The organism is Bacillus cereus group sp. MYBK139-1 (assembly GCF_051916915.1).
GTDB lineage: Bacteria > Bacillota > Bacilli > Bacillales > Bacillaceae_G > Bacillus_A > Bacillus_A pacificus.
Window position 1 is genome coordinate 531,618 of the sequence record NZ_JBQAHO010000002.1, and the last position, 25,372, is coordinate 556,989.

Sequence of the window (25,372 nt, forward strand, 5' to 3'; positions counted from 1 at the left end):
AAAACGATCCGAATGGATCGTTTTTTAAACGCCTTACGCGTTTACTTGTTTCGCTAAGCGAGATTTTTGACGAGCTGCAGCGTTTTGGTGGATAAGACCTTTACGAGCTGCTTTGTCAAGTTTTTTAGAAGCAGTTTTGAAAGCTTCTTTAGCATTTTCAAGATCGTTATTAGTAACTAAAGCTTCTACAGTTTTAACAGCAGAACGCATGTCAGACTTGATAGAAGCGTTATGTGCACGACGCTCTTCGCTAAGTTTAGCGCGTTTGATAGCAGATTTGATGTTTGCCATACTTTTCACCTCCCTGGTGCAATCGAATGACTCGATTCTTAACATAGAACAAGTGATATTCTATCAAACGGTGAAGAGAATTGCAATAGTATATCTATGAAATTTCACGTAAAGGAAAGAATGACCTTATATAACTTTGGGAAATCTAACGATATTTACTATGAATGACGGAGGAGATACGATGAAAGAACCATTAGATTTAAGTAAATATAGTGTTAGAACGGACCTTGCTGTAGAGGCGCATCAAATGCTGCAAGAGCGTCAAGAAGAGCAAAAAGGGATACAAGGAGTTATTGTGAAAGAGAGGGAAGAAGAAGGTATTACCGTTACAAAAGTTACAATTGATGAAACTGCCTCTGAATCGATGGGTAAAAAACCTGGAAATTATTTAACGCTTGAAGTACAAGGTATACGTCAACAAGATACGGAGCTGCAACAAAAAGTAGAGCGTATTTTTGCAAAAGAATTTTCTTATTTCTTAGAAGAGGTTGGCGTTACGAAAGAAGCGAGTTGTTTAATTGTTGGTCTTGGAAATTGGAATGTAACGCCGGATGCGCTTGGACCGATAGTTGTAGAAAATGTATTGGTAACGAGACATTTGTTTCAATTGCAGCCTGAAAGTGTAGAAGAAGGGTTTAGGCCTGTTAGTGCAATTCGGCCGGGGGTAATGGGGATTACAGGAATTGAAACGAGCGATGTCATTTATGGAATCATTGAGAAGACAAAGCCAGACTTTGTCATTGCAATTGATGCATTAGCTGCTCGTTCTATTGAAAGGGTAAATAGTACGATACAAATTTCTGATACAGGAATTCACCCTGGGTCGGGTGTTGGGAATAAACGTAAGGAACTTAGTAAAGAAACATTAGGAATTCCTGTTATCGCAATTGGTGTGCCGACTGTGGTGGATGCCGTTTCGATTACAAGCGATACAATTGATTTTATTTTGAAACATTTTGGACGGGAGATGAAAGAAGGGAACAAACCTTCCCGATCTTTGTTACCGGCTGGTTTTACATTTGGAGAAAAGAAAAAATTAACAGAAGAGGATATGCCAGATGAAAAGAGCCGAAATATGTTTTTAGGTGCTGTAGGTACACTGGAAGATGAAGAGAAGAGAAAATTAATTTATGAAGTGTTATCTCCTCTTGGTCATAATTTAATGGTGACTCCGAAAGAAGTAGATGCCTTCATAGAGGATATGGCAAATGTAATAGCAAGTGGTTTAAATGCAGCGCTGCATCATCAAATTGACCAAGATAATACAGGAGCATATACACATTGATGGGAAGTGACGATAATCATGTAAGCCGCTTTTCGCTTTTATGTATATGTAGTGTGGCTATATGCTTACTTATGGTAATAGCAGGGGTGGCACTTGCAAATCATGGATTGAAAAGTATGAAGGGTTATCAGCAAATGTCGTATGAACAAATCGCTCATATGACAGGAACAAAAGGTGAGGCCGCTGAATCAGAAACTTTGGAAGGTTCGTTTTCCGCTACTGAAAAACAAAAACAATTAGAAAGCTTAAAAAGTTTTAATATTGTAGAAGGAATGGGTATGGCGATAGCAAGCGTTGCCTATGAAATAACAAAGTTTGGAACAGATATAGTTGTTGGGAAAGTAAGAGGGATTTTTAGTTAAGAGTCAAACGGAGGACGGTTGTTTTACAGGTTTGTAAGACAGCCGTTTTTTAATTTGAAAAAGGTTTGTCTCTTATGGTTTGTTCGCATAAGATATAAATAGAATGATTTGTATTGTAAGCAGCACGAGTTTTCATTGAATCTTTGCTGCTCTATTGATATAATCAGTGCTAGTGTATATTGGCGAGACTATTAGGAGTTGAGAACATAGATGAACAAAGAAGAAAGAGCAAAAAGACAGTCCAAAATTCGTAATTTCTCTATCATTGCTCATATTGACCACGGAAAGTCAACGTTAGCAGACCGTATTTTAGAGAAAACAAACGCGTTAACACAACGTGAAATGAAAGCTCAGTTGCTTGACTCTATGGATTTAGAGCGTGAGCGTGGTATTACAATTAAATTAAACGCAGTACAATTAAACTATAAAGCAAAAGACGGCGAAGAATATATTCTTCACTTAATTGATACACCAGGACACGTCGACTTTACGTACGAAGTATCTCGTAGTTTAGCGGCTTGTGAAGGTGCGATTCTTGTAGTAGATGCAGCGCAAGGTATTGAAGCGCAAACGTTAGCGAACGTATACTTAGCGCTTGATAACAATTTAGAAATTTTACCGGTTATTAATAAAATCGACTTACCAAGTGCAGACCCAGAGCGTGTACGCCAAGAGGTAGAAGATGTAATTGGTTTAGATGCATCAGAAGCTGTACTTGCTTCTGCAAAAGCTGGGATTGGTATTGAAGATATTTTAGAACAAATCGTTGAAAAAGTACCAGCACCAACAGGTGATTCTGAAGAGCCTTTACAATGTATGATTTTTGACTCTTTATATGATCCGTACCGCGGTGTAATTGCTTATATCCGTGTTGTAAATGGAACGGTAAAAGTTGGCGATAAAGTACGTATGATGGCAACTGGTAAAGAATTTGAAGTAACAGAAGTAGGTGTATTTACACCGAAAACTACGCAACGTGACGAGTTAACAGTAGGTGATGTAGGTTTCTTAGCAGCATCGATTAAAAATGTTGGTGATACACGCGTTGGTGATACGATTACACACGCGAAACGTCCAGCAGCTGAGCCGTTAGCAGGTTATCGTAAATTAAACCCAATGGTATTCTGTGGTTTATATCCGATTGATTCTGCACGTTACAACGACTTACGTGATGCATTAGAAAAGTTAGAGTTAAACGATTCTGCTCTTGAGTTTGAACCAGAAACATCTCAAGCGCTAGGATTTGGTTTCCGTTGTGGTTTCTTAGGACTTCTTCACATGGAAATCATTCAAGAGCGTATTGAACGTGAATTTAAAATTGACTTAATTACAACGGCGCCAAGCGTTATTTATAAAGTTTATTTAACAAACGGTGAAGATGTTATTGTTGATAACCCATCTAATATGCCAGATCCACAGTCTATCGATCGTGTAGAAGAGCCGTTTGTGAAGGCTTCAATTATGGTTCCGAATGACTATGTTGGAGCTGTAATGGAAATCTGCCAAGGTAAACGTGGAACGTTTATTGATATGCAATATTTAGATGAAACACGTGTTACATTGACATATGAAATTCCATTATCAGAAATCGTATATGACTTCTTCGATCAGTTGAAATCAAATACGAAAGGATATGCATCATTTGATTACGAGTTAATTGGTTACAAACCATCTAAACTTGTGAAAATGGATATTCTTTTAAACAATGAACAAGTCGATGCTCTATCATTTATCGTACACCGTGATTCAGCGTATGACCGTGGTAAAGTGATTGTAGAAAAATTAAAAGATTTAATTCCAAGACAGCAGTTCGAAGTGCCAATTCAAGCGACGATCGGAAACAAAGTTGTAGCGCGTTCTACAATTAAGGCGATGCGTAAAAACGTACTTGCGAAATGTTACGGTGGTGACATTTCTCGTAAGCGTAAACTTCTTGATAAGCAAAAAGAAGGTAAAAAACGTATGAAGTCTGTTGGTTCTGTAGAAGTACCGCAAGAAGCATTCATGGCTGTACTGAAAATGGATGACAACTAATAGTTGGAATGAAAAAAGAAGTCGTTTATGCGGCTTCTTTTTTACGTATAATTACTTTTTAGACATCTGAGTAGCTCTCATTTACAATAGTGAGAGAGCTTTTTAGTTCATATAGAGTTAGGAGTTTGTTAATGTCCGAAAATATTCGAAAAGATATTCAAGAAAAAATACAAAATGGCAATTTTAATTGTGAAAAGGAATTGACGCTTTCTATTATTAGTGGAAAGTGGAAAGTTGTAATATTGTGGCATCTTGGTGTGGAAGGGCCTCATCGTTTTAGTGAATTACAGCGATTATTTCCGAGCATTTCTCATAAAGTTTTGTCAAACCAATTAAAAGAGTTAATGGAAGATGGGATTGTTGATCGAACAGTATACCCAGAAATTCCACCGCGAGTGGAATATTATATGACGGGATTAGGCATGTCGCTTTTACCAATCGTTGAAATGATGTATGATTGGGGAAAAATGCGAATGGAACAAATTCGTAATACGTTAGAGAAGTAAAAGAAGCCTCCCGAGCGCGGAGGTTTTCTTTTTAGAAAGGTAGGAGTTATTTTTGGTGCAAGCTGCATATATTCATATTCCGTTTTGTCAGCATATTTGTCACTATTGTGATTTTAATAAAGTGTTTATTGAACGCCAGCCGGTCGATCAATATTTAGAGTATTTAGAGAAAGAAATAATAAATACAGTTCAAAAGGTACCGTTTGATAGTATGAAAACGATTTTTGTTGGCGGGGGAACTCCAACAGCATTAAATATGGAACAGACAAAGAAATTATTAGATATTATAAATCGTCGTTTACGTCCGTTTGCCCCGAATTGTGAATTAACATTTGAAGCGAATCCAGGTGATTTGCCGAAAGAGAAATTAAATGTATTGCTAGAAGGTGGAGTGAACCGAATTAGTTTTGGGGTGCAAACATTTCGAGATGAATTGCTTGAGAAAATTGGACGTAAGCATACGAGAGAAGATGCGTTTGTAGCAATTAGAGAAGCGCAGGAAGTAGGCTTTAAAAATATAAATGTAGATATTATTTATGCTCTGCCAGGGCAGACGATAGAAGATGTAAAAGAGACATTAGACATTGCTTTTACGCTTGGTGTACAACATTTCTCGGCATATTCATTAATTGTGGAACCGAAAACAGTATTTTATAACTTAATGAATAAAGGGAAATTAAGACTTCCAGGTGAAGATCATGAAGCGAAAATGTACGAAATGGTAATGGATGAAATGGAGAAACATGGCTATACTCAGTATGAAATTAGTAATTTTTCAAAAGGTAATAATGAAAGTAGACATAATCTCACATACTGGAATAATGAAGAGTATTATGGATTTGGAGCTGGAGCGCATAGTTATGTAAATGGAGAACGTATCCAAAATGTAGGGCCGCTCAAGCAATATTTCAATAAGATCGATGAAACCGGATTTCCGTATTTAGATGTTCATGTGGTGACGGAGAAAGAAAAAATGGAAGAAGAGTTGTTCTTAGGACTCCGAAAAACAAAAGGTGTATCTAAAATAGCGTTTCAAAAGAAATTTAATATGGAAATGGATCAAGTTTTCGCGAAGCAGTTACAAAACAACCAAGAACAAGGATTGCTTGAAGAGAGCGATGGATATGTTCGTTTAACGCGAAAAGGCAAATTATTAGGGAATGAAGTATTCCAATCATTTTTGATTGACTAATTAAATGTTCCATTAACGTGAAAAAGTTTCATTATTTCGTGACGTTTCCGTTGACAATTGAATGTCAATTTTGGTAAGTTATTAATAGATTTAGCACTCGAAGACAAAGAGTGCTAACAGAGGTGATGATGAGATGCTTACGGAACGTCAGCTCTTAATTTTACAAACAATTATTGATGACTTTATTGGATCAGCGCAACCTGTTGGGTCAAGGACGTTGGCTAAAAAAGATGAAATTACATTTAGTTCAGCTACTATACGAAATGAAATGGCCGACTTAGAGGAACTAGGATTTATTGAGAAAACGCATAGTTCTTCTGGACGTGTTCCTTCTGAAAAAGGATACCGATTTTATGTAGACCATCTTTTAGCGCCGCAAAACTTACCGAAAGATGAAATTGTACAAATTAAAGATTTGTTTGCTGAAAGAATTTTTGAAGCTGAAAAGATTGCACAACAATCGGCTCAAATTTTATCAGAGCTTACAAATTATACGGCCATTGTTCTTGGACCGAAGTTAAGCACAAATAAACTTAAAAACGTACAAATTGTTCCGCTTGATCGTCAAACTGCAGTCGCTATTATTGTAACGGATACAGGGCATGTACAAAGCAAAACGATTACCGTTCCGGAATCTGTTGATTTATCAGATTTAGAAAAAATGGTTAATATTTTAAATGAAAAGCTATCGGGCGTACCAATGTCGGAACTCCATAATAAAATCTTTAAGGAGATTGTTACGGTATTGCGCGGGTATGTTCATAATTACGATAGTGCAATAAAAATGTTAGATGGTACATTTCAAGTTCCTTTATCGGAAAAGATATACTTTGGAGGAAAAGCAAATATGCTTTCGCAACCAGAGTTCCATGACATTCACAAAGTAAGATCCTTGCTGACAATGATTGATAACGAAGCCGAGTTTTATGATATTTTGCGTCATAAACAAGTAGGTATTCAAGTGAAAATTGGTAGGGAAAACTCTGCGACAGCCATGGAAGATTGTAGTTTGATTTCTGCAACATATTCGATTGGAGAAGAACAGCTTGGAACAATTGCTATTTTAGGTCCGACAAGAATGCAATACTCTCGGGTAATTAGTTTATTACAGTTATTTACGAGACAATTTACAGATGGACTTAAAAAGTAAATGAGAGTAATACATTCGCTCAAGTGATGAACTTTTCATTGCTGTGTGTAATATATAATGCTTAGGTAATTGTGTTTAACATAGTACCTAATACCTTTTAAGGAGGTGAATATTGTGGAAGAGCGTAACGAACAAGTGGTAGAAGAAGTAAAAGAAGCGCAAGTTGAAGAAGCTGTCACGCCAGAAAACAGTGCAGAAACTGTAGAAGAAAAAAGTGAGGCTGCTCTTTTACAAGAAAAAGTAGATGAGTTACAAGCGAAACTAACGGAAACGGAAGGTCGCACATTACGTCTACAAGCTGATTTTGAAAATTATAAGCGCCGTGTCCAAATGGATAAACAGGCTGCTGAAAAATATAGAGCACAAAGTCTAGTTTCAGATATTTTGCCAGCTCTTGATAATTTTGAAAGAGCGATGCAAGTGGAAGCAACTGATGAGCAAACGAAATCCTTGTTACAAGGTATGGAAATGGTGCATCGTCAATTGCTAGAAGCGTTGAATAAAGAAGGTGTTGAAGTGATTGAAGCTGTTGGTAAACAGTTTGATCCTAATGAACACCAAGCTATTATGCAAGTGGAAGACAGTGAATTTGAATCAAATGCGGTAGTTGAAGAATTCCAAAAAGGTTATAAACTAAAAGACCGTGTGATTCGCCCATCAATGGTAAAAGTAAATCAATAATTTACATAAAAGTAGGAGGATTCGCCATGAGTAAAATTATCGGTATTGACTTAGGTACAACAAACTCTTGTGTAGCTGTTATGGAAGGTGGAGAGCCAAAGGTTATCCCAAATCCAGAAGGAAACCGTACAACACCTTCTGTTGTAGCTTTCAAAAATGAAGAGCGTCAAGTTGGGGAAGTTGCAAAGCGTCAAGCAATTACAAACCCAAATACAATCATGTCTGTTAAACGTCATATGGGTACAGACTACAAAGTAGAAGTTGAAGGTAAAGATTATACACCTCAAGAAATTTCTGCAATCATTTTACAAAACCTAAAAGCTTCTGCTGAAGCATACTTAGGTGAAACAGTAACGAAAGCTGTTATTACAGTACCTGCATACTTCAACGATGCAGAACGTCAAGCAACGAAAGATGCTGGTCGTATCGCTGGTTTAGAAGTTGAGCGTATCATTAACGAACCAACAGCAGCAGCGCTTGCTTACGGTTTAGAGAAACAAGATGAAGAGCAAAAAATCTTAGTATATGACTTAGGTGGCGGTACATTTGACGTATCTATCCTTGAGTTAGCAGACGGAACATTCGAAGTTATTTCAACTGCTGGTGACAACCGTCTTGGTGGAGATGACTTTGACCAAGTTATTATTGACCACTTAGTAGCTGAGTTCAAAAAAGAAAATAACATTGATTTAAGCCAAGATAAAATGGCACTTCAACGTCTGAAAGATGCAGCTGAAAAAGCGAAAAAAGATCTTTCTGGTGTAACACAAACACAAATTTCATTACCATTCATTAGTGCTGGAGCTGCTGGTCCATTACACTTAGAATTAACATTAACAAGAGCGAAATTCGAAGAGCTTTCAGCAGGTCTTGTTGAAAGAACATTAGAGCCAACTCGCCGTGCATTAAAAGACGCTGGTTTTGCTCCAAGTGAATTAGATAAAGTTATCCTTGTTGGTGGATCTACTCGTATCCCAGCTGTACAAGAAGCTATTAAACGTGAAACTGGTAAAGAACCATATAAAGGTGTAAACCCGGATGAAGTTGTAGCATTAGGTGCTGCAGTTCAAGGTGGCGTACTTACTGGTGATGTAGAAGGCGTACTATTATTAGACGTAACTCCACTTTCTTTAGGTATTGAAACTATGGGTGGCGTATTCACGAAATTAATCGAGCGTAACACTACAATTCCAACAAGTAAGTCACAAGTATTCTCAACAGCTGCTGATAACCAACCAGCAGTAGATATTCACGTATTACAAGGTGAGCGTCCAATGTCAGCTGACAACAAAACGTTAGGTCGTTTCCAATTAACAGACCTTCCACCGGCACCGCGTGGTATTCCACAAATCGAAGTAACATTCGATATTGATGCAAACGGTATTGTTAACGTACGTGCGAAAGATTTAGGAACAAGCAAAGAGCAAGCTATTACAATCCAATCTTCTTCAGGTCTTTCTGATGAAGAGGTAGAGCGTATGGTACAAGAAGCAGAAGCAAATGCTGACGCTGACCAAAAACGTAAGGAAGAAGTTGAACTTCGTAACGAAGCTGACCAACTTGTATTCCAAACTGATAAAGTTGTAAAAGATTTAGAAGGTAAAGTGGATGCGGCTGAAGTTGCAAAAGCAACAGAAGCGAAAGAAGCATTACAAGCTGCGATTGAGAAGAACGAGCTTGAGGAAATCCGTGCGAAAAAAGATGCTTTACAAGAAATCGTACAACAATTAACTGTTAAATTATACGAGCAAGCTCAAGCAGCTGCAGGGCAAGCAGAAGGTGCACAAGGAGCACAAGATGCTGGCGCGAAGAAAGACAATGTAGTAGACGCTGAGTTTGAAGAAGTAAAAGAAGATAAGTAATTCAACTTTAAACATAATAAGTAAGATGACAAAAAGTCAAAGTCAAGCGTGCCTTGGCTTTGGCTTTTTTCACGAATGAGAAGGAATGTGTGAGGGTCTTAAGTTTTTAACTTTGCATACTGTAAGTGAGGAAACTTTGTTGCAAAGCACTTTCTTTCGGTGTTAAAATTACGTTTATGTGAAAGATTCGGGGGTTGTAAATTTATGAGTAAACGAGATTATTATGAGGTCCTTGGACTTAGCAAGGGTGCTTCAAAAGATGAAATTAAAAAAGCGTATCGTCGTTTGGCTAAAAAATACCATCCAGACGTAAGTAAAGAAGAAAATGCAATTGAAAAGTTTAAAGAAGTACAAGAAGCATACGAAGTATTAAGCGACGATCAAAAGCGTGCGCAATATGATCAATTTGGTCATGCTGGTGCTAATCAAGGCTTCGGTGGCTTTGGCGGCGGAGGAGACTTCGGCGGTGGCTTCGGTTTTGAAGATATCTTTAGTTCATTCTTTGGCGGCGGTGGCGGCAGACGTCGTGATCCAAATGCTCCGCGCCAAGGTGCTGACTTACAATATCAAGTCACTTTAGATTTTGAAGAAGCGATTTTTGGTAAAGAATTAAATGTCGAGATTCCGGTAGAAGATCCATGTGATACTTGTAAAGGTAGCGGGGCAAAACCAGGAACTTCAAAAGAAACATGTAAACATTGCTCAGGATCAGGGCAAGTAAGTGTAGAACAAAATACACCATTTGGTCGTATCGTAAACCGTCAAGCTTGTGGTCATTGTTCAGGAACTGGTCAAATGATTAAAGAAAAATGTACGACATGCCACGGTTCTGGTAAAGTACGTAAACGTAAAAAAATCAACGTTAAAATTCCAGCAGGTATCGATAATGGTCAACAAATCCGTGTATCTGGAAAAGGTGAAGCGGGCGTAAATGGCGGACCGGCAGGAGATTTATATGTTGTTGTTCATGTAAGAGATCATGAATTCTTTGAACGTGAAGGAGATCACATTATTTGCGAAATGCCATTAACATTCGCGCAAATGGCACTTGGTGCTGAAGTGGAAGTTCCTACTGTTCATGGGAAAGTGAAGCTGAAAATTCCAGCAGGCACACAAACAGGAACAGAATTCCGCTTAAAAGGGAAAGGTGCTCCGAACGTACGTGGATATGGTCAAGGAGATCAATATGTAGTCGTTCGTGTTGTTGTACCGACGAAATTAACTTCACATCAAAAAGATTTATTGCGTGAATTTGCGGGACAAGAAGAGCAGGATGATAGTTTATTCGGAAAGCTTAAACGTGCTTTCAAAGGGGAATAATGGAAATAAAAAATGGAGTTGGTAAATTGTGAAATGGTCAGAAATTAGTATTCATACAACAGAAGAAGCAGTAGAAGCTGTCTCTCATATTTTACATGAAGCTGGTGCTAGTGGAGTTGCGATTGAGGATCCGGCAGAGTTGACGAAAGAGCGCGAGCAACAATATGGTGAAATTTATGCATTGAACCCAGATGAGTATCCGGCGGAAGGTGTATTAATAAAAGCATATTTCCCGCAAACGGATTCTTTACATGAAACAATTGCAGGTGTAAAATCATCTATTGATGTGCTTCCATCTTACGACATCGAAATTGGTACTGGAAATATTACCGTTAACGAAGTCAATGAAGAAGATTGGGCTACTGCTTGGAAAAAATATTACCATCCAGTACAAATTTCTGATACATTCACAATTGTGCCGACTTGGGAAGAATATACACCATCTTCTCCGGAAGAAAAAATTATTGAATTAGATCCAGGTATGGCATTTGGAACGGGAACTCATCCGACAACAACGATGTGTATCCGTGCTTTAGAAAAAACAGTACAGCAAGGTGATACTATCATTGATGTAGGAACAGGTTCTGGTGTACTGAGTATTGCAGCAGCAAAATTAGGTGCGTCTTCTGTTCAAGCATATGATTTAGATCCGGTTGCGGTTGAAAGTGCAGAAATGAATGTACGTTTAAATAAAACAGATGGTATTGTATCTGTTGGACAAAATAGTCTTTTAGAAGGTATTGAAGGTCCTGTTGATTTAATCGTAGCTAACTTATTAGCAGAAATTATTCTATTATTCCCTGAAGATGCAGCGAGAGTTGTGAAGTCAGGCGGATTATTTATTACATCGGGCATTATTGCTGCGAAGGAAAAAGTAATTTCTGAAGCGTTAGAAAAAGCTGGATTTACAATTGAAGAAGTGTTACGAATGGAAGATTGGGTAGCAATTATTGCACGAAATGCGTAATATAGATTTTAGTCTATAATGAAAAGGGGAGTCTCTCACTATAAGGTGAGGGACTTGCCGTTTGTTATATGAAAAATGATAACGTTTCGTTCTTTTCGTAAGTATTGGCTTACGAAAGGAACGAAACTCTACTAAGGTGATTATATGCAACGTTATTTTGTAGAAGAGAAATATGTAAATGAGACAAGTATTCGCATTGTAGGTGATGACGTCCATCATATCGCAAGAGTAATGCGTATGTCAGCTGGAGATCACATTTATTGCTGTGTAAACGGAAAAACAGCCGTATGTTCAATTGATGAAATTACCAGTGAATTTATTAATACGGCTATTGTAGAATGGGTAGAGGCGTCAAGTGAACTTCCTGTTTTCGTGACGATTGCAAGTGGACTGCCGAAAGGAGACAAGCTAGAGTTAATTTTTCAAAAAGGAACTGAGCTTGGGGCAGCTGCATTCTTACCATTTCAAGCATCTCGCTCTATCGTAAAATGGGATGCAAAAAAAGCTGATAAAAAAGTTGAGCGTTTAAGAAAAATTGTGAAAGAAGCTGCGGAACAATCACATAGAAGTGAAATTCCAGAAGTACACGCCCCAGCATCGTTTAAACAATTGCTGTCAATGAGTGGTGAGTATGATGTTTGCCTTGTTGCTTACGAAGAGGAAGCGAAACAAGGCGAGAAATCTAATTTTGCGAAAGCTTTAACGATGATGAAACCAGGTCAAAAGTTATTGATTGTATTTGGCCCAGAAGGCGGTTTGGCTGAGGAAGAGATTACAGCGCTTCGTGAACATAAATTTGTACCATGTAGTTTAGGACCAAGAATTTTAAGAACAGAAACGGCGCCGTTATACGCGTTAAGTGCTGCTTCGTATCATTTTGAATTGATGGGGTGATGATCAATGTCAACTGTTGCGTTCCATACGTTAGGTTGTAAAGTAAACCACTATGAAACAGAAGCCATTTGGCAATTGTTTAAACAAGGTGGATATGAAAGAACTGAATATGAAAAAAAAGCTGATGTATATGTTATTAATACATGTACAGTAACGAATACGGGGGATAAGAAAAGTCGTCAAGTTATTAGACGTGCTGTTCGTCAAAACCCAGATGCGGTTATTTGTGTAACAGGATGTTATGCACAAACATCTCCAGCGGAAATTATGGCGATTCCAGGTGTAGATATTGTAGTTGGTACACAAGATCGTGAAAAGATGTTAGGATACATCGAAGAATTCCGTAAAGAGCGTCAGCCAATTAATGCTGTGCGTAACATTATGAAAACACGTGTATATGAAGAACTTGATGTACCTTACTTCACGGACCGTACACGTGCATCTTTAAAAATACAAGAAGGTTGTAATAACTTCTGTACATTCTGTATTATTCCTTGGGCGCGTGGTTTAATGCGCTCTCGCGATGGGAAAGAAGTTATTAAACAAGCGCAGCAATTAGTAGATGCAGGCTATAAGGAAATCGTATTAACGGGTATTCATACAGGTGGGTACGGTGAAGATATTAAAGATTATAACTTAGCTGGATTACTTCGTGATATGGAAGCGGAAGTAGACGGATTAAAACGTCTTCGTATTTCTTCTATTGAAGCGAGTCAGATTTCAGATGAAGTAATTGAAGTGTTAGATAAGTCTGAAGTAGTTGTACGTCACTTACACATTCCATTGCAATCTGGATCTAATACTGTATTAAAGCGTATGCGTCGTAAGTATACGATGGAATTTTTCCAAGAGCGCTTAGATCGTTTGAAAGAAGCGTTACCAGGTCTTGCGATTACATCAGACGTAATCGTTGGTTTCCCAGGTGAAACAGAAGAAGAATTCATGGAAACATACAATTTCATTAAAGAGAATCGCTTCTCTGAGTTGCACGTATTCCCGTACTCAAAACGTACAGGAACACCTGCAGCGCGTATGGAAGATCAAGTTCCTGAAGATGTGAAGAATGATCGTGTTCACCGTTTAATTGAACTATCAAATCAATTAGCGAAAGAGTATGCATCACAGTTTGAAGGAGAAGTACTTGAAATTATTCCAGAAGAACAATTTAAAGAGGGCGACCGTGAAGGCCTATATGTAGGTTATACAGATAACTACTTGAAAATTGTATTTGAAGGATCAGAAGAATTAATTGGTAAACTAGTGAAAGTAAAAATCACAAAAGCTGGTTATCCATATAACGAAGCGCAATTTGTTCGTGTCCTTGAAGATGATGTGAAAAAGGAATCAGCAAGCGCATAAAGTGAAACTTTAATGAGCGTGGGATTCATTCCCCGTTCATTATTAGCCCGCACCAATCGGGATAAGAAAGCATGCAAACGGAAACGATTTGCATGCTTTCTTTTTTAGTGGAGAAGTTAAGTACTGAAAATGTATGAAATGAGTAGTTGTTTCGTACGTTCCTGCATGAAAAAAGGTGTAATGACAAAAATATAGTTGCCTTCAGGGGAAAGGATAACAGCTATCTGCATAGTTTTTGAAAAAGGAAGAGCATCTATTCTTCTTTTATTCTGCCAAATAGTTGACCTGAAGTGATAAAATGTATTATAATCGTAAAAGACATGCTGAAGAAGTGTTTCTTTTTGCATGCTGAAGTTAGTATGTAAGTGTGATGTTTCGGAGGGAGGGAAAGAGAATGTCAAAAACAGTCGTTCGTAAAAACGAGTCTTTGGAGGATGCACTTCGCCGTTTTAAAAGATCGGTTTCTAAAACTGGTACACTTGCTGAAGCAAGAAAGCGCGAGTTTTATGAAAAACCAAGTGTAAAACGTAAGAAGAAATCTGAAGCGGCAAGAAAGCGTAAATTCTAAGAGAGGGTGTAAGTTATGAGTCTTCTCGGTCGTTTAAACGATGATATGAAACAAGCGATGAAGAATAAACAAAAAGAAAAATTAACCGTCATTCGTATGGTTAAGGCTGCTTTACAAAATGAAGGTATTAAACTACAGCATACTCTTACTGAAGAAGAGGAACTAACAGTTTTAGCTCGTGAAGTAAAACAGCATAAGGACTCCCTCCTTGAATTTAAAAAAGCTGGTCGTGAAGACCTTGTTAATAAACTGCAAAGTGAAATTCAGATTTTAAGCGCATATTTGCCGAAGCAACTAACGGAAGAAGAGCTAGTTGATATAATCAAGCAAGTTATTTCTGAAGTTGGTGCGACTTCTAAAGCAGATATGGGTAAGGTGATGACTGCTGTTATGCCGAAAGTAAAAGGTAAAACAGATGGATCGCTTGTGAATAAGTTGGTTATCCAGCTATTAGCATAAAAAAACGTCTCATTTCGTATGAGACGTTTTTTTATGCTTTTTTTCAGTTTGGACGTGATATTACAAGCTCTTTTTTCATACATATGGGATGAGAGGGGGTCTTTTGGGATGAAAAAATTAGAACAAATGAAGAATTGGTTAACGAAGCAAATAGACCTGCCAGTGGATGTGCTAATGGATCTACCTCGGATCACGCTTGTTGGGCAAGTGCATATCTATATAGAAAATCATCGAGGTTTATTAGTGTTTTCAGATAAAGAAGTAAGATTGTTGTTAAAGCATGGTCAGTTATTAATTAAGGGGCAGTCCTTTGTTATTAAAACAATCCTTCCGGAAGAACTTTTGCTTGAAGGGATAATTGAGCAAGTGACATTTTTAGAAGACGAACAGAAAGAGAAGTAAGGGAAACTTCCGTATGTGAAGTTTTTCTTCTTTATTCTAATGATTCGCCCCTACTATGTAGTTTATCCCGCTATTTATGGAAAATAAAACTCTTTATTTCATTTTCGTACGAGCTATTTTACTAATTAAAGTGAAAAGTAGTGTGTCTACTTTTGGAAAGGTAGTGAAGGTAGTAGATGAAAAATAAATGGTTTATAAAGTGGCTTGGATATGTAAAGGTACGAATTGAAGGTAGAGGAGCGGAACGGTTCGTTAATGAATGTGTGCGTAGGAAATTATTAGTTTGGGATGTTAAGAAAATTGCCGATGAAACGTTAGTCTTCTGTATGCTATTACGAGATGTGAAAAAAATAAAGCCGATTTATAGAAAAAATGAGTGTAAACTATATTTTATTGGGCGTTACGGTTTTCCTTTTTGGAATAAGCGCCTAATTAAAAATAGTGGATTCTTAATTGGGTTTTTAATTTTCTTTTTTGGTATGATTGCATTATCGAATATGGTTTGGAAAATTGAAATTACAGGAGCGAAACCTGAAACAGAATATATATTGATGAAAGAATTGGACAAAATGGGTATTAAAAAAGGAAAATTACAATTCCAAATGCCTAGTGTAGAAGATGTACAACGTCATTTGACGGACAATATTAATGCGATTACTTGGGCAGGACTAGAAGTAAGGGGAACGACGTACCATTTTAAAATTGTTGAAAAAAATGAGCCAAAAAAAGAAAAAGAACAAAGGCCGCAAAATTTAGTGGCAAAAAAAGAAGCGATTGTTACAAAAACATTTGTTGAAGTTGGAAAACCAGTCGTTTTAAAAAATGATCATGTAGAAAAAGGGCAGCTTCTCGTATCAGGGATATACGGTAATGAGGAGAGTCCAACGATTGTTTCGGCGAAAGGTATCGTATATGGAGAAACGTGGTACACATCTGAGGTGAATGTACCACTCAAGACGCAATTTCAAGTATATACTGGTAATACGTATAATGAGCATTATCTTACATTTGGGAGTACGAAAATAAAAATATGGGGATTTCAGCATGATAAGTATAAACGCTCCCGTACGGAAAGTGTAAAACATGATGTGAAATTATTTGGTTTTACACTGCCGATTGCATATGAAAAAGATATAGTGCGAGAAGAGGAAGAGGCGAACCGAGAATATACAGAAAAACAGGCAATGAAAGTAGCGAAAGAAATGGCTGAAAAAGAACTAAAGAAAAAATTGGATGAACATGCTATGATTGTAAGTGATAAGATTTTGAGTAAAGAGGTTGAGGCGGATCAACTAAAAGTCACTTTGCATTATACTGTGATTGAAAATATTGCAGAGCCACAACCAATATCCGAATCCGATATTCAAGGAGACTGAGTAATGGCAGAACAATTAGTAGAAATGAACCAACAATTGGAAAATACTAACGAAGCAATCGCTCTTTTTGGAGTTAATGATGCTCATTTGAAAGTAATTGAACGGGAACTGAATGTATCGATTGTAACTAGAGGTGAAACTGTTCATGTATCTGGAGCAGTTGAAACTGTGACACTCGTAGAAAAAATCTTACAGCAATTACTTGTTGTTATTCGAAAAGGTGTGTCAATTACAGAAAGAGATGTTGCGTATGCAATTCAGCTCGCACAACAAGGAAAAATTGCTCAATTTGAAGAGTTATATGAAGAAGAAATCTTTAAAACGGCAAAAGGTAAATCCATTCGTGTAAAAACGATGGGACAAAGAAGATATATTCATGCAATGAAGAAAAATGATATTGTATTTGGAATAGGACCTGCCGGGACTGGGAAAACATACTTAGCTGTAGTAATGGCTGTAAGAGCTTTAAAACAAGGGTATGTAAAGAAAATCATTTTAACGAGACCGGCTGTAGAAGCTGGAGAAAGTTTAGGATTTTTACCAGGTGATTTGAAAGAGAAGGTAGATCCGTATTTACGTCCATTGTATGATGCTCTGCACGATATTCTTGGACAAGAATATACGCAGCGTATGATGGAGAGAGGTGTAATTGAAATCGCGCCTCTTGCTTATATGAGAGGACGTACGCTCGATGATTCATTTGTTATTTTAGATGAAGCGCAAAATACAACGGGTGCACAAATAAAAATGTTTTTAACAAGATTAGGTTTTAGTTCTAAAATGGTTATTACGGGGGATCCCTCACAAGTAGACTTACCAAAAGGGGTAAAATCAGGGCTTACGCTAGCCTCTAACATTTTATCTGGTGTATCAGGTCTTTCATTCATTACGTTAGAACAAACGGACGTTGTAAGGCATCCACTGGTACAACGTATTATTGAGGCATATGATAAAATGGAATGATCCTATTTGTCAGGATCATTTCTTTTTGTATTAAGGTTGGCGAACGGCATATTTTTTACTATCATAAAAGATAAGAGAAATAAACTATAGGTACTGGTGTATAAAAATGTTACCTAAAAGTATCGTTGGCTAGAAGAAATGAAAGCTATAAATAGTTTCACTTTATTTCTAGAGAGGAGAAGGTATTGAAATCATGTTAAGATCTCAAGAAATTTCTAAGTGGTTTCGTAATTTACAACATTCGAAAAAACTAAGTTGGATTTCTTACGTTTTATTAGGGGCAGTGCTGTTTTTTGCACTTATGAATAATGTGAAACCAGAGCAATTAGATGTTGATATGTATTCTATTGCGAAAAAAACAATTCATTCTCCTATTAAAATTGAAGATAAGGTTATAACGGAAAGGAAAAAACAAGAGGCCGCTCAAAAAGTCGGGGATCAATATACATATAGAAGTGAATATAAACAAAATAGAGTAGATATTGTAAATGATGTTTTTGCTAAGGTGAATGAAGTAATTCAGGAGATGAAAGCTGCTGGACCTGAAGAGCAAAAAAAGATGACCGATGCGAATAAATTAGAAAAGTTGAAGAAGAAGTTGCCATCTAATTTAACGAAGGAATTATCGGATGAGAATTTATTATACTTTATTAATGCAGAACCGGATCAATTAGAATTAGCGAAGAATGCGGCTTTAACGTCTGTTAGCGTTATCATGGGTGGAAATATTAAAATGTCCGAAGAAATGGCAGCGAAAGAGCGATTTGTTAATGAAATGAAAAGCCTGAATGTGAATAGCGGATTGAAAGAAGCTGTGAATGCGCTAGGATCATATGCGATTACAGCAAATTATTTCTATGATCCGGCTGTAACGAAAGAGAAGAAGAAAGCAGAAGAAGATTTAGTTCCACCTGTTTATATTCTTCAAGGACAAGTTATTGTTAGAGAAGGTGAAACAATTTCAAGTGATATGTATAATCAGTTGAAATTAGTCGGTTTATTAGAAAAAGGTAATAGTTTTCAGCCTTATGTTGGATTAGCGGTGCTCATTGGTGTGTTACTATACTTTATGCATAAACAGTTTGAAGTATTTTTACAGCGGAAAAGAGAAGACAAACCGTACATTTTAGCGTATATTACAATTTTGTCTATCACGATTGTTTTAATGAAAATTATTAGTTTGTTTCAAAAGCTTGAATATGCAGGAATTGCGTATGTTGTCCCAGTTGCGATGGGAACGATACTTGTAAAACTAATGATTGGCGATCGATTTGTATTTTTAACAAGTATGATTTTTTCTGTGTGCGGAAGTATTATGTTTAATGAAGGAGTAACAAGTACACTGAATTATAGTGTGGGTATTTATGTGTTATTAAGTTCATTATCAGTGAGTATTTTCTTAAGAGAAAAAAATCGTCGTACGATGATTTTACAAGCTGGTATACTCGTATCTATCTTAAATGTAGTCGTCTTGGCGGCGTTATTATTATTACGTAATGGGAATTTTTCACCTCTTGAAATTGGTACGCAATTATTAATGGCTTCCCTTTCAGGAATTATCTCATCCGTTTTGGCTATGGGGATATTACCATATTTAGAAAGTGGACTTGGAATTGTATCAAGTATGAAGCTTATGGAATTATCAAGTCCGAATCATCCGCTTTTGCGTAGAATTTTATTAGAAGCGCCAGGAACATATCATCACAGTGTAATGGTAGCGAATCTCTCTGAGGCAGCTTGTGAAGCAGTTGGAGCAAATGGTGTATTAGCGCGTGTAGGGGCGTATTATCATGATGTAGGAAAAACAGTACAACCGCAATTCTTTATTGAAAACCAGATGGGAATTGAGAATCCACATGATAAATTAGATCCTGTGACGAGTAAAGACATTATCATTGCTCATGTAACCGATGGAGTAAAGATGCTCGAAGAATACCATATTCCGCAAGAAATTATTGATATTGCTGGGCAACACCATGGTACAACGCTTCTTAAATATTTTTATTATAAGGCGATTAAAGAAGATAAAGAAAAATATACAGAAGAGATGTTCCGATATCCGGGATCAAAAGCAACTTCTAAAGAATCGGCAATCGTTGGTATTGCGGATAGTGTTGAGGCGGCGGTACGTTCTATGAATCACCCAACGCCAGAGCAAATTAATAATTTAGTACAAAGTATTATTAAAGATCGCCTGCAAGATGGGCAATTTAGTGAATGTGATTTGACATTTAAGGAACTACAAATCGTTGGAAAAACGTTATGTGAAACGTTAAATGGTATTTTCCATTCGCGTATTACATATCCGGAACCACCGGAAGAAAAGGAGAAAGAATGAGTTTATTAATTGATTTCATTGATGAAACAGAAGAAGTGAAAGAAGAATATGTGAATTTAATTCGTGAGATATTAGGAAAAGCAGCTCAAATGGAAAAAATAGAGGATGGTGCGGAGTTATCAGTGACATTTGTAGATAATGAACGCATTCGCGAGATTAATCGTGATTACCGAGATAAAGATCAGCCTACTGATGTCATTTCCTTTGCCATGGAAGAAATGGGAGAAGGGGAAATGGAAATTGTGGGCGCAGAAATGCCGCGTATGTTAGGTGACCTTATTATTTCTATTCCGAGAGCGAAAGAACAAGCTGAAGAGTATGGACATTCTTTTGATCGTGAACTTGGCTTTTTAGCGTTACATGGCTTTTTACATTTGCTTGGTTATGACCACATGACAGAAGAGGATGAAAAAGAAATGTTTGGAAGACAAAAAGAAATTTTAGAAGCATTTGGATTAGGACGATGAAAAAAGGAAAACTTATAGATAGTTTTGGATATGCTATAGCAGGTGTATTCTTTTGTCTTCGTCATGAACGAAATATGAAAATTCATTATGTAGCCGCAGTCATTGTTATATGCTGCGGCTTTTATTTCCATATTACGAAGGTAGAGTGGATGATATTACTTATTGTAATAGGAATTGTAATGAGCTTAGAGATGGTAAATACGGCTGTGGAAAAAACAGTAGATTTAGCGACTGCTGATATACATCCGTTTGCGAAAGTCGCAAAGGATGTCGCAGCAGGAGCGGTTTTGTTGTTTGCGATAATAGCCGTTATAATTGGTGCTATTATCTTTTTACCGTATGTGGTATAGTTGCATTCCAAAGCTTTTATTAAGCTTTGAAGGTGCCGTAAAGGCCTTTAATAAGAGAGTGTATCTATTCACAGCTGGGAACAGGAAGGATGCGGGAATATGAATAGTAAACAATTAATTCAAGAAGCAATCGAAGCGCGTAAACAAGCGTACGTACCATATTCTAAATTTCAAGTAGGTGCAGCATTATTAACACAGGATGGAAAAGTATATCGTGGATGTAATGTTGAGAATGCATCATATGGTTTATGTAACTGTGCAGAAAGAACAGCTTTATTTAAGGCGGTTTCTGAAGGAGATAAAGAGTTTGTAGCTATCGCAATTGTGGCGGATACGAAGCGTCCAGTACCTCCTTGTGGAGCATGTCGACAAGTTATGGTAGAATTATGTAAACAGGATACGAAAGTATACCTATCAAATTTACATGGTGACGTTCAAGAGACAACAGTCGGAGAATTGTTACCAGGAGCATTTTTAGCGGAGGATTTACATGAATAGAAAAGGTTATAAATCAGGTTTTGTCTCTATTATTGGCAGACCGAATGTTGGGAAATCTACATTTTTAAATCGTATTATTGGTCAAAAAATTGCTATTATGAGTGACAAGCCACAAACAACTCGTAATAAAATTCAAGGCGTATATACAGAAAATGATTCACAAGTAATTTTCATTGATACACCAGGAATACATAAACCTAAACATAAACTAGGCGACTTCATGGTGAAGATGGCGCAAACGACATTAAAAGAAGTTGATATTGTTCTGTTTATGGTTAATGCTGTTGAAGGCTTTGGTCGTGGTGAAGAATTCATCATCGAGAAGTTAAAAGAAACGAAACAACCAGTATTTTTAGTTATTAATAAAATTGACCAAGTTCACCCAGAACAATTATTAGAGCTAATTGATCAATATCGCAAATTACATGACTTTGCAGAAATCGTACCAATTTCTGCATTAGACGGTAATAATGTGGAAGCTCTAATTGGAACAATTAAAAAGTATTTACCGGAAGGACCACAATACTACCCAGATAATCAAGTAACGGATCATCCGGAGAGATTTATTATTGCAGAGCTTATTCGTGAGAAAGTACTACATTTAACACGTGAAGAAGTGCCGCATTCTGTGGCTGTTGTTATCGATGCAATTCAAAAACGCGAGGGCGGGGCGGTTTATATTAATGCAACTATTGTTGTTGAACGTCCGTCGCAAAAAGGGATTATTATCGGAAAACAAGGGAAGATGTTAAAAGAAGTCGGTAAGCGAGCTCGTTTTGATATTGAAGCATTACTTGGTTCTAAAGTATTTTTAGAAGTATGGGTAAAAGTGCAAAAAGATTGGCGAAATAAAATGTCTCAGCTTCGTGACCTTGGTTTCCGCGAAGACGAGTATTAAAATAGAGTAAAGCTGTAATCAGCGGATGTTTTGTTCATCCGCTGATTATTGGTTTTTATGAGTTTTGATAAATTAGGAAAAATTTTTCTCACATGAAAATGGACAAAATGGGTCAATTTAATAACAACAAAAGAAATTGGTTTATAGGCTACGCTTATTGAGAAAGGTGGATTCTTATGCTAGATTTTACCTGGAAGTTTTTCTCCAAAACAGGAAGCATTGAGACGTATTTGCTTTTGAAAGAAATGGAAAAAGACGTAAACGATGAGATGGATCAACATGAAGAGGAGCTAGCGCATCTAGACTCTCCAATTTCTTGACCCGTTTTGTTCAAACCTTGGATGGTGACGAACATGTTTCAAAAAGTTGAGGGCATCGTTATCCGTACGACAGATTACGGAGAAACGAACAAGATTGTTACAATATTCTCAAGAGAATTGGGTAAGGTAAGTGCAATGGCAAGAGGAGCGAAAAAACCGAAAAGCCGGTTAGCATCTGTTTCGCAACTTATGACACATGGTCATTTTCTTATTCAAATGGGATCTGGACTTGGAACTTTGCAACAAGGCGAGATTATTTCAACTATGAAAGAAATTCGCGAGGATATATTTTTAACTGCTTATGCATCATTTATTGTTGAGTTAACTGATAAAGCAACAGAAGATAAAAAACATAATCCATATTTATTTGAAATGTTATATCAAACGTTGCATTATATGTGTGAGGGTGTTGATCCAGAAGTATTATCATTAATTTATCAAACGAAAATGCTTCCGGTATTAGGGATGCGCCCGTACTTTGATACATGTGCGATTTGTCATCAAGAAACAGATTTTGTCGCCTTCTCTGTTAGGGAGGGCGGTTTTCTGTGCTCACGTCATGCTGAGCAAGATCAGTATCGTATACCAGTGGGGGAAGCCGTTCATAAATTATTACGTCTTTTCTACCACTTCGATTTACATAGACTTGGCAATGTATCAGTGAAGGATAGCACAAAAAAACAAATGCGTTTAGTATTGAATACATATTATGATGAATATTGCGGGATTTATTTGAAATCAAGACGTTTCTTAGAACAACTTGATAAGTTTCAAATATAATTTGGGGCCGTATACGGTCCTTTTTACATCCTTTCTTTTTCGAATAGCATATTTAGTATATAATATTTAAGAGATAGTATAACTTTTTTCGTTGTGCATTAAAGGTGGTGATTATCATAGAGCTGAATAAACGGCAAGAACATATCATTCAGATTGTAAAAGATCACGGTCCTATTACAGGGGAGTCAATTGCTGCGCAATTGGGATTAACACGTGCAACGCTAAGACCAGACTTAGCAATTTTAACGATGGCTGGTTATTTAGAAGCACGTCCGCGCGTAGGTTATTTTTATACGGGTAAAACTGGGGGGCAGTTATTATCTGAAGCTGTTAAGAAAATTAAAGTACAAGATTATCAATCTAGACCGGTTGTAATTGATAAAAATGTATCAGTATACGATGCGATTTGTACTATGTTTTTAGAGGATGTAGGTACATTATTCGTTGTAGATCAATCGACTCTATTAGTAGGCGTTGTATCTCGTAAAGATTTATTACGAGCTAGCTTAGGGAAGCAGGATTTAACCTCACTTCCGGTTAATATTATCATGACAAGGATGCCAAACATTGCGATGTGTCGTAGAGAAGATTCTTTATATGATATTGCGATGGAATTAATAGAAAGACAGATTGATGCGATGCCAGTTGTAAAAGATACGAAACAAGGTTTAGAAGTGGTTGGACGAATTACAAAAACAAATATTACACGTGCGTTTGTAAACTTAGTAAATAACGAATAAGTGTAATTTGTTTAAAGTGAGGTAATGTAATGGATAATAAAATCGTATATGTCGTATCTGACTCTGTAGGAGAAACGGCTGATTTGGTTGTTCGAGCAGCAATGGGGCAATTCCCATTTGCTCCTGATATTAGACGTGTGCCGTATGTAGAAGATACAGGGACATTAAAAGAAGTGATTTCGATTGCTAAGAGCAATCAAGCACTTATTTGTTTTACGTTAGTAAAGCCTGACATGCGCCAATATTTAGTGACAGAGGCTGCAAAAGAAGGTGTAGAGGCATATGATATTATCGGCCCTCTAATCGATCAAATTGAAGAAATTACAGGGCAAGTGCCTAGATATGAGCCTGGTGTTGTTCGTAGATTAGATGAAGAATACTTTAAAAAGATTGAAGCGATTGAGTTTGCTGTGAAGTATGATGATGGTAGAGATGCACGTGGTATTTTAAAAGCAGATATCGTGTTAATTGGGATTTCGCGCACATCAAAAACACCACTTTCTCAATATTTAGCTCATAACAAACGTTTGAAAGTTGCCAACGTACCACTAGTACCAGAAGTAGATCCGCCTGAAGAATTATATCAAGTGGCTAAAGAAAAATGCTTCGGTTTGAAAATTACGCCAGAGAAGTTAAATCATATTCGAAAAGAGCGATTGAAATCACTTGGACTAAGTGACGGAGCAACATATGCCAATATTAATCGTATTAAAGAAGAGATTGATCACTTTGAGAATGTAGTTAGTAAAATAAATTGTCAAGTAATTGATGTATCGAACAAAGCGATTGAAGAAACAGCTAACATTATTGTGAATGCAGTGCAAAACCAAAAAATGTTTTAGCACATTTACCAAAGGTGAATGTGCTTTTTTCGCTCGTGAGAAACACAGTGCCTGCTGATTTCGTAATAGATGATAGTGAAGTGGTTATACTTATATTCTTCTGTCTTTTTATTATGTTAAAAGTAGGGTTTCGCTATCCTGAAATAGAAGATGAAAAAATAAAGGGATATGTAGCGTAGTTGAAGAAAATATATTATAATAAAAAATTGTGATAAAAACCTATATTTTACGTTTAGACTTTAATTTTTCAGAATAAACTAGGGATATGATTTAAGAAATGACATGTAATTACGTTAAATCGACAAAATCTATACAAGAAAACGCACATTATGGAAGGATTCGCAGAAGGGATGTAGAATACAGAAATATGCAAAACATCAATATGGTATGAGTTGATGCAGATGCATATACTGTGAAAGCTGACAATTGTGCGAGTTGGAACGAATTTTCATGTCAAAATGTTGTTTG

General features: G+C 36.9%; 27 protein-coding genes. 26 read left to right on the forward strand and 1 reads right to left on the reverse strand.

The features are described from left to right. Positions 1–33 precede the first annotated feature (33 nt). Positions 34–291 (reverse strand): 30S ribosomal protein S20, encoded by a 258-nt coding sequence (rpsT, locus tag ACTFRS_RS13870; RefSeq protein WP_001274011.1) that lies wholly within the window; start codon positions 289–291, stop codon positions 34–36. A gap of 181 nt (positions 292–472) precedes the next feature. Between rpsT and gpr the strand changes: the two genes are divergently transcribed. The 26 genes from gpr to ACTFRS_RS14000 all read left to right on the forward strand — a co-directional run bounded on the left by gpr (position 473) and on the right by ACTFRS_RS14000 (position 24,904). Continuing rightward, positions 473–1,576, forward strand: coding sequence for a GPR endopeptidase (gene gpr, locus ACTFRS_RS13875; RefSeq protein WP_139866622.1), 1,104 nt, complete (start codon positions 473–475; stop codon positions 1,574–1,576). After that, positions 1,576–1,938, forward strand: a complete 363-nt coding sequence (locus ACTFRS_RS13880; RefSeq protein ID WP_139867101.1) for a YqxA family protein — start codon at positions 1,576–1,578, stop codon at positions 1,936–1,938. The genes gpr and ACTFRS_RS13880 overlap by 1 nt, the downstream gene beginning before the upstream one ends. A 210-nt stretch (positions 1,939–2,148) precedes the next feature. After that, entirely contained in the window at positions 2,149–3,972 is a 1,824-nt protein-coding gene (lepA, locus tag ACTFRS_RS13885; protein ID WP_029439954.1) for an elongation factor 4, read from the forward strand. Between the two features lie 131 nt (positions 3,973–4,103). After that, positions 4,104–4,478: a winged helix-turn-helix transcriptional regulator gene (locus ACTFRS_RS13890; protein WP_139866624.1), complete on the forward strand. Its 375-nt coding sequence runs from the start codon at positions 4,104–4,106 to the stop codon at positions 4,476–4,478. 52 nt (positions 4,479–4,530) lie between these two features. Continuing rightward, positions 4,531–5,670: a radical SAM family heme chaperone HemW gene (gene hemW / locus ACTFRS_RS13895; RefSeq protein ID WP_016718498.1), complete on the forward strand. Its 1,140-nt coding sequence runs from the start codon at positions 4,531–4,533 to the stop codon at positions 5,668–5,670. Between the two features lie 133 nt (positions 5,671–5,803). Continuing rightward, entirely contained in the window at positions 5,804–6,820 is a 1,017-nt protein-coding gene (gene hrcA, locus ACTFRS_RS13900; RefSeq protein ID WP_061687119.1) for a heat-inducible transcriptional repressor HrcA, read from the forward strand. A gap of 114 nt (positions 6,821–6,934) precedes the next feature. Further along, entirely contained in the window at positions 6,935–7,501 is a 567-nt protein-coding gene (grpE, locus tag ACTFRS_RS13905; protein WP_048550889.1) for a nucleotide exchange factor GrpE, read from the forward strand. A gap of 26 nt (positions 7,502–7,527) precedes the next feature. Next, positions 7,528–9,363, forward strand: a complete 1,836-nt coding sequence (gene dnaK / locus ACTFRS_RS13910) for a chaperone protein DnaK (protein ID WP_000034700.1) — start codon at positions 7,528–7,530, stop codon at positions 9,361–9,363. A gap of 204 nt (positions 9,364–9,567) precedes the next feature. Continuing rightward, entirely contained in the window at positions 9,568–10,683 is a 1,116-nt protein-coding gene (gene dnaJ / locus ACTFRS_RS13915; RefSeq protein ID WP_071757255.1) for a chaperone protein DnaJ, read from the forward strand. A gap of 28 nt (positions 10,684–10,711) precedes the next feature. Beyond that, positions 10,712–11,650: a 50S ribosomal protein L11 methyltransferase gene (gene prmA / locus ACTFRS_RS13920; RefSeq protein WP_439195084.1), complete on the forward strand. Its 939-nt coding sequence runs from the start codon at positions 10,712–10,714 to the stop codon at positions 11,648–11,650. A gap of 144 nt (positions 11,651–11,794) precedes the next feature. Further along, positions 11,795–12,544: a 16S rRNA (uracil(1498)-N(3))-methyltransferase gene (locus ACTFRS_RS13925; protein ID WP_001190157.1), complete on the forward strand. Its 750-nt coding sequence runs from the start codon at positions 11,795–11,797 to the stop codon at positions 12,542–12,544. Between the two features lie 6 nt (positions 12,545–12,550). Beyond that, positions 12,551–13,903: a tRNA (N(6)-L-threonylcarbamoyladenosine(37)-C(2))-methylthiotransferase MtaB gene (gene mtaB, locus ACTFRS_RS13930; RefSeq protein ID WP_000108677.1), complete on the forward strand. Its 1,353-nt coding sequence runs from the start codon at positions 12,551–12,553 to the stop codon at positions 13,901–13,903. Between the two features lie 394 nt (positions 13,904–14,297). After that, positions 14,298–14,471 carry a 30S ribosomal protein S21 gene (gene rpsU, locus ACTFRS_RS13935; protein ID WP_000048061.1) on the forward strand — a complete coding sequence of 58 codons (174 nt, stop codon included), beginning with the start codon at positions 14,298–14,300 and terminating at the stop codon, positions 14,469–14,471. Positions 14,472–14,486: 15 nt separating this feature from the next. Further along, positions 14,487–14,930 (forward strand): GatB/YqeY domain-containing protein, encoded by a 444-nt coding sequence (locus ACTFRS_RS13940; RefSeq protein WP_139866629.1) that lies wholly within the window; start codon positions 14,487–14,489, stop codon positions 14,928–14,930. A gap of 108 nt (positions 14,931–15,038) precedes the next feature. Then, entirely contained in the window at positions 15,039–15,332 is a 294-nt protein-coding gene (gene yqfC, locus ACTFRS_RS13945) for a sporulation protein YqfC (protein WP_000732266.1), read from the forward strand. A gap of 176 nt (positions 15,333–15,508) precedes the next feature. Next, positions 15,509–16,708 carry a sporulation protein YqfD gene (gene yqfD, locus ACTFRS_RS13950; RefSeq protein ID WP_000792484.1) on the forward strand — a complete coding sequence of 400 codons (1,200 nt, stop codon included), beginning with the start codon at positions 15,509–15,511 and terminating at the stop codon, positions 16,706–16,708. Positions 16,709–16,711: 3 nt separating this feature from the next. Beyond that, positions 16,712–17,671: a PhoH family protein gene (locus tag ACTFRS_RS13955; protein ID WP_139866633.1), complete on the forward strand. Its 960-nt coding sequence runs from the start codon at positions 16,712–16,714 to the stop codon at positions 17,669–17,671. A 193-nt stretch (positions 17,672–17,864) separates the two neighbouring features. Beyond that, on the forward strand, positions 17,865–20,009 hold the full coding sequence (locus ACTFRS_RS13960) for an HD family phosphohydrolase (protein WP_016718495.1): 2,145 nt from the start codon (positions 17,865–17,867) through the stop codon (positions 20,007–20,009). After that, positions 20,006–20,476 carry an rRNA maturation RNase YbeY gene (ybeY, locus tag ACTFRS_RS13965; protein WP_000054691.1) on the forward strand — a complete coding sequence of 157 codons (471 nt, stop codon included), beginning with the start codon at positions 20,006–20,008 and terminating at the stop codon, positions 20,474–20,476. The genes ACTFRS_RS13960 and ybeY overlap by 4 nt, the downstream gene beginning before the upstream one ends. Beyond that, complete coding sequence (locus ACTFRS_RS13970; protein WP_000715476.1) at positions 20,473–20,826, forward strand: diacylglycerol kinase family protein; 354 nt, start codon at positions 20,473–20,475, stop codon at positions 20,824–20,826. The genes ybeY and ACTFRS_RS13970 overlap by 4 nt, the downstream gene beginning before the upstream one ends. A gap of 99 nt (positions 20,827–20,925) precedes the next feature. Continuing rightward, entirely contained in the window at positions 20,926–21,324 is a 399-nt protein-coding gene (locus ACTFRS_RS13975) for a cytidine deaminase (protein WP_001086294.1), read from the forward strand. Further along, on the forward strand, positions 21,317–22,222 hold the full coding sequence (gene era / locus ACTFRS_RS13980; protein ID WP_001080241.1) for a GTPase Era: 906 nt from the start codon (positions 21,317–21,319) through the stop codon (positions 22,220–22,222). The genes ACTFRS_RS13975 and era overlap by 8 nt, the downstream gene beginning before the upstream one ends. Positions 22,223–22,398: 176 nt before the next feature. After that, a complete protein-coding gene (locus ACTFRS_RS13985; RefSeq protein ID WP_000883924.1) occupies positions 22,399–22,542 on the forward strand; it encodes a YqzL family protein in 144 nt (47 codons plus the stop codon). Between the two features lie 33 nt (positions 22,543–22,575). Continuing rightward, positions 22,576–23,322, forward strand: a complete 747-nt coding sequence (recO, locus tag ACTFRS_RS13990; protein WP_000487010.1) for a DNA repair protein RecO — start codon at positions 22,576–22,578, stop codon at positions 23,320–23,322. Positions 23,323–23,429: 107 nt separating this feature from the next. Beyond that, a complete protein-coding gene (locus ACTFRS_RS13995; protein ID WP_000583759.1) occupies positions 23,430–24,062 on the forward strand; it encodes a helix-turn-helix transcriptional regulator in 633 nt (210 codons plus the stop codon). A gap of 29 nt (positions 24,063–24,091) precedes the next feature. Then, positions 24,092–24,904 (forward strand): pyruvate, water dikinase regulatory protein, encoded by an 813-nt coding sequence (locus ACTFRS_RS14000; RefSeq protein WP_000368943.1) that lies wholly within the window; start codon positions 24,092–24,094, stop codon positions 24,902–24,904. Positions 24,905–25,372 lie beyond the last annotated feature (468 nt).

Bases quoted from the DNA above. Each gene is read 5' to 3' on its own strand.
- rpsT (WP_001274011.1), bottom strand. From the start codon at position 291: ATGGCAAACATCAAATCTGCTATCAAACGCGCTAAACTTAGCGAAGAG.
- gpr (WP_139866622.1), top strand. From the start codon at position 473: ATGAAAGAACCATTAGATTTAAGTAAATATAGTGTTAGAACGGACCTT.
- ACTFRS_RS13880 (WP_139867101.1), top strand. From the start codon at position 1,576: ATGGGAAGTGACGATAATCATGTAAGCCGCTTTTCGCTTTTATGTATA.
- lepA (WP_029439954.1), top strand. From the start codon at position 2,149: ATGAACAAAGAAGAAAGAGCAAAAAGACAGTCCAAAATTCGTAATTTC.
- ACTFRS_RS13890 (WP_139866624.1), top strand. From the start codon at position 4,104: ATGTCCGAAAATATTCGAAAAGATATTCAAGAAAAAATACAAAATGGC.
- hrcA (WP_061687119.1), top strand. From the start codon at position 5,804: ATGCTTACGGAACGTCAGCTCTTAATTTTACAAACAATTATTGATGAC.
- dnaK (WP_000034700.1), top strand. From the start codon at position 7,528: ATGAGTAAAATTATCGGTATTGACTTAGGTACAACAAACTCTTGTGTA.
- dnaJ (WP_071757255.1), top strand. From the start codon at position 9,568: ATGAGTAAACGAGATTATTATGAGGTCCTTGGACTTAGCAAGGGTGCT.
- ACTFRS_RS13925 (WP_001190157.1), top strand. From the start codon at position 11,795: ATGCAACGTTATTTTGTAGAAGAGAAATATGTAAATGAGACAAGTATT.
- mtaB (WP_000108677.1), top strand. From the start codon at position 12,551: ATGTCAACTGTTGCGTTCCATACGTTAGGTTGTAAAGTAAACCACTAT.
- rpsU (WP_000048061.1), top strand. From the start codon at position 14,298: ATGTCAAAAACAGTCGTTCGTAAAAACGAGTCTTTGGAGGATGCACTT.
- ACTFRS_RS13940 (WP_139866629.1), top strand. From the start codon at position 14,487: ATGAGTCTTCTCGGTCGTTTAAACGATGATATGAAACAAGCGATGAAG.
- yqfC (WP_000732266.1), top strand. From the start codon at position 15,039: ATGAAAAAATTAGAACAAATGAAGAATTGGTTAACGAAGCAAATAGAC.
- yqfD (WP_000792484.1), top strand. From the start codon at position 15,509: ATGAAAAATAAATGGTTTATAAAGTGGCTTGGATATGTAAAGGTACGA.
- ACTFRS_RS13955 (WP_139866633.1), top strand. From the start codon at position 16,712: ATGGCAGAACAATTAGTAGAAATGAACCAACAATTGGAAAATACTAAC.
- ACTFRS_RS13960 (WP_016718495.1), top strand. From the start codon at position 17,865: ATGTTAAGATCTCAAGAAATTTCTAAGTGGTTTCGTAATTTACAACAT.
- ybeY (WP_000054691.1), top strand. From the start codon at position 20,006: ATGAGTTTATTAATTGATTTCATTGATGAAACAGAAGAAGTGAAAGAA.
- ACTFRS_RS13970 (WP_000715476.1), top strand. From the start codon at position 20,473: ATGAAAAAAGGAAAACTTATAGATAGTTTTGGATATGCTATAGCAGGT.
- ACTFRS_RS13975 (WP_001086294.1), top strand. From the start codon at position 20,926: ATGAATAGTAAACAATTAATTCAAGAAGCAATCGAAGCGCGTAAACAA.
- era (WP_001080241.1), top strand. From the start codon at position 21,317: ATGAATAGAAAAGGTTATAAATCAGGTTTTGTCTCTATTATTGGCAGA.
- ACTFRS_RS13985 (WP_000883924.1), top strand. From the start codon at position 22,399: ATGCTAGATTTTACCTGGAAGTTTTTCTCCAAAACAGGAAGCATTGAG.
- recO (WP_000487010.1), top strand. From the start codon at position 22,576: ATGTTTCAAAAAGTTGAGGGCATCGTTATCCGTACGACAGATTACGGA.
- ACTFRS_RS14000 (WP_000368943.1), top strand. From the start codon at position 24,092: ATGGATAATAAAATCGTATATGTCGTATCTGACTCTGTAGGAGAAACG.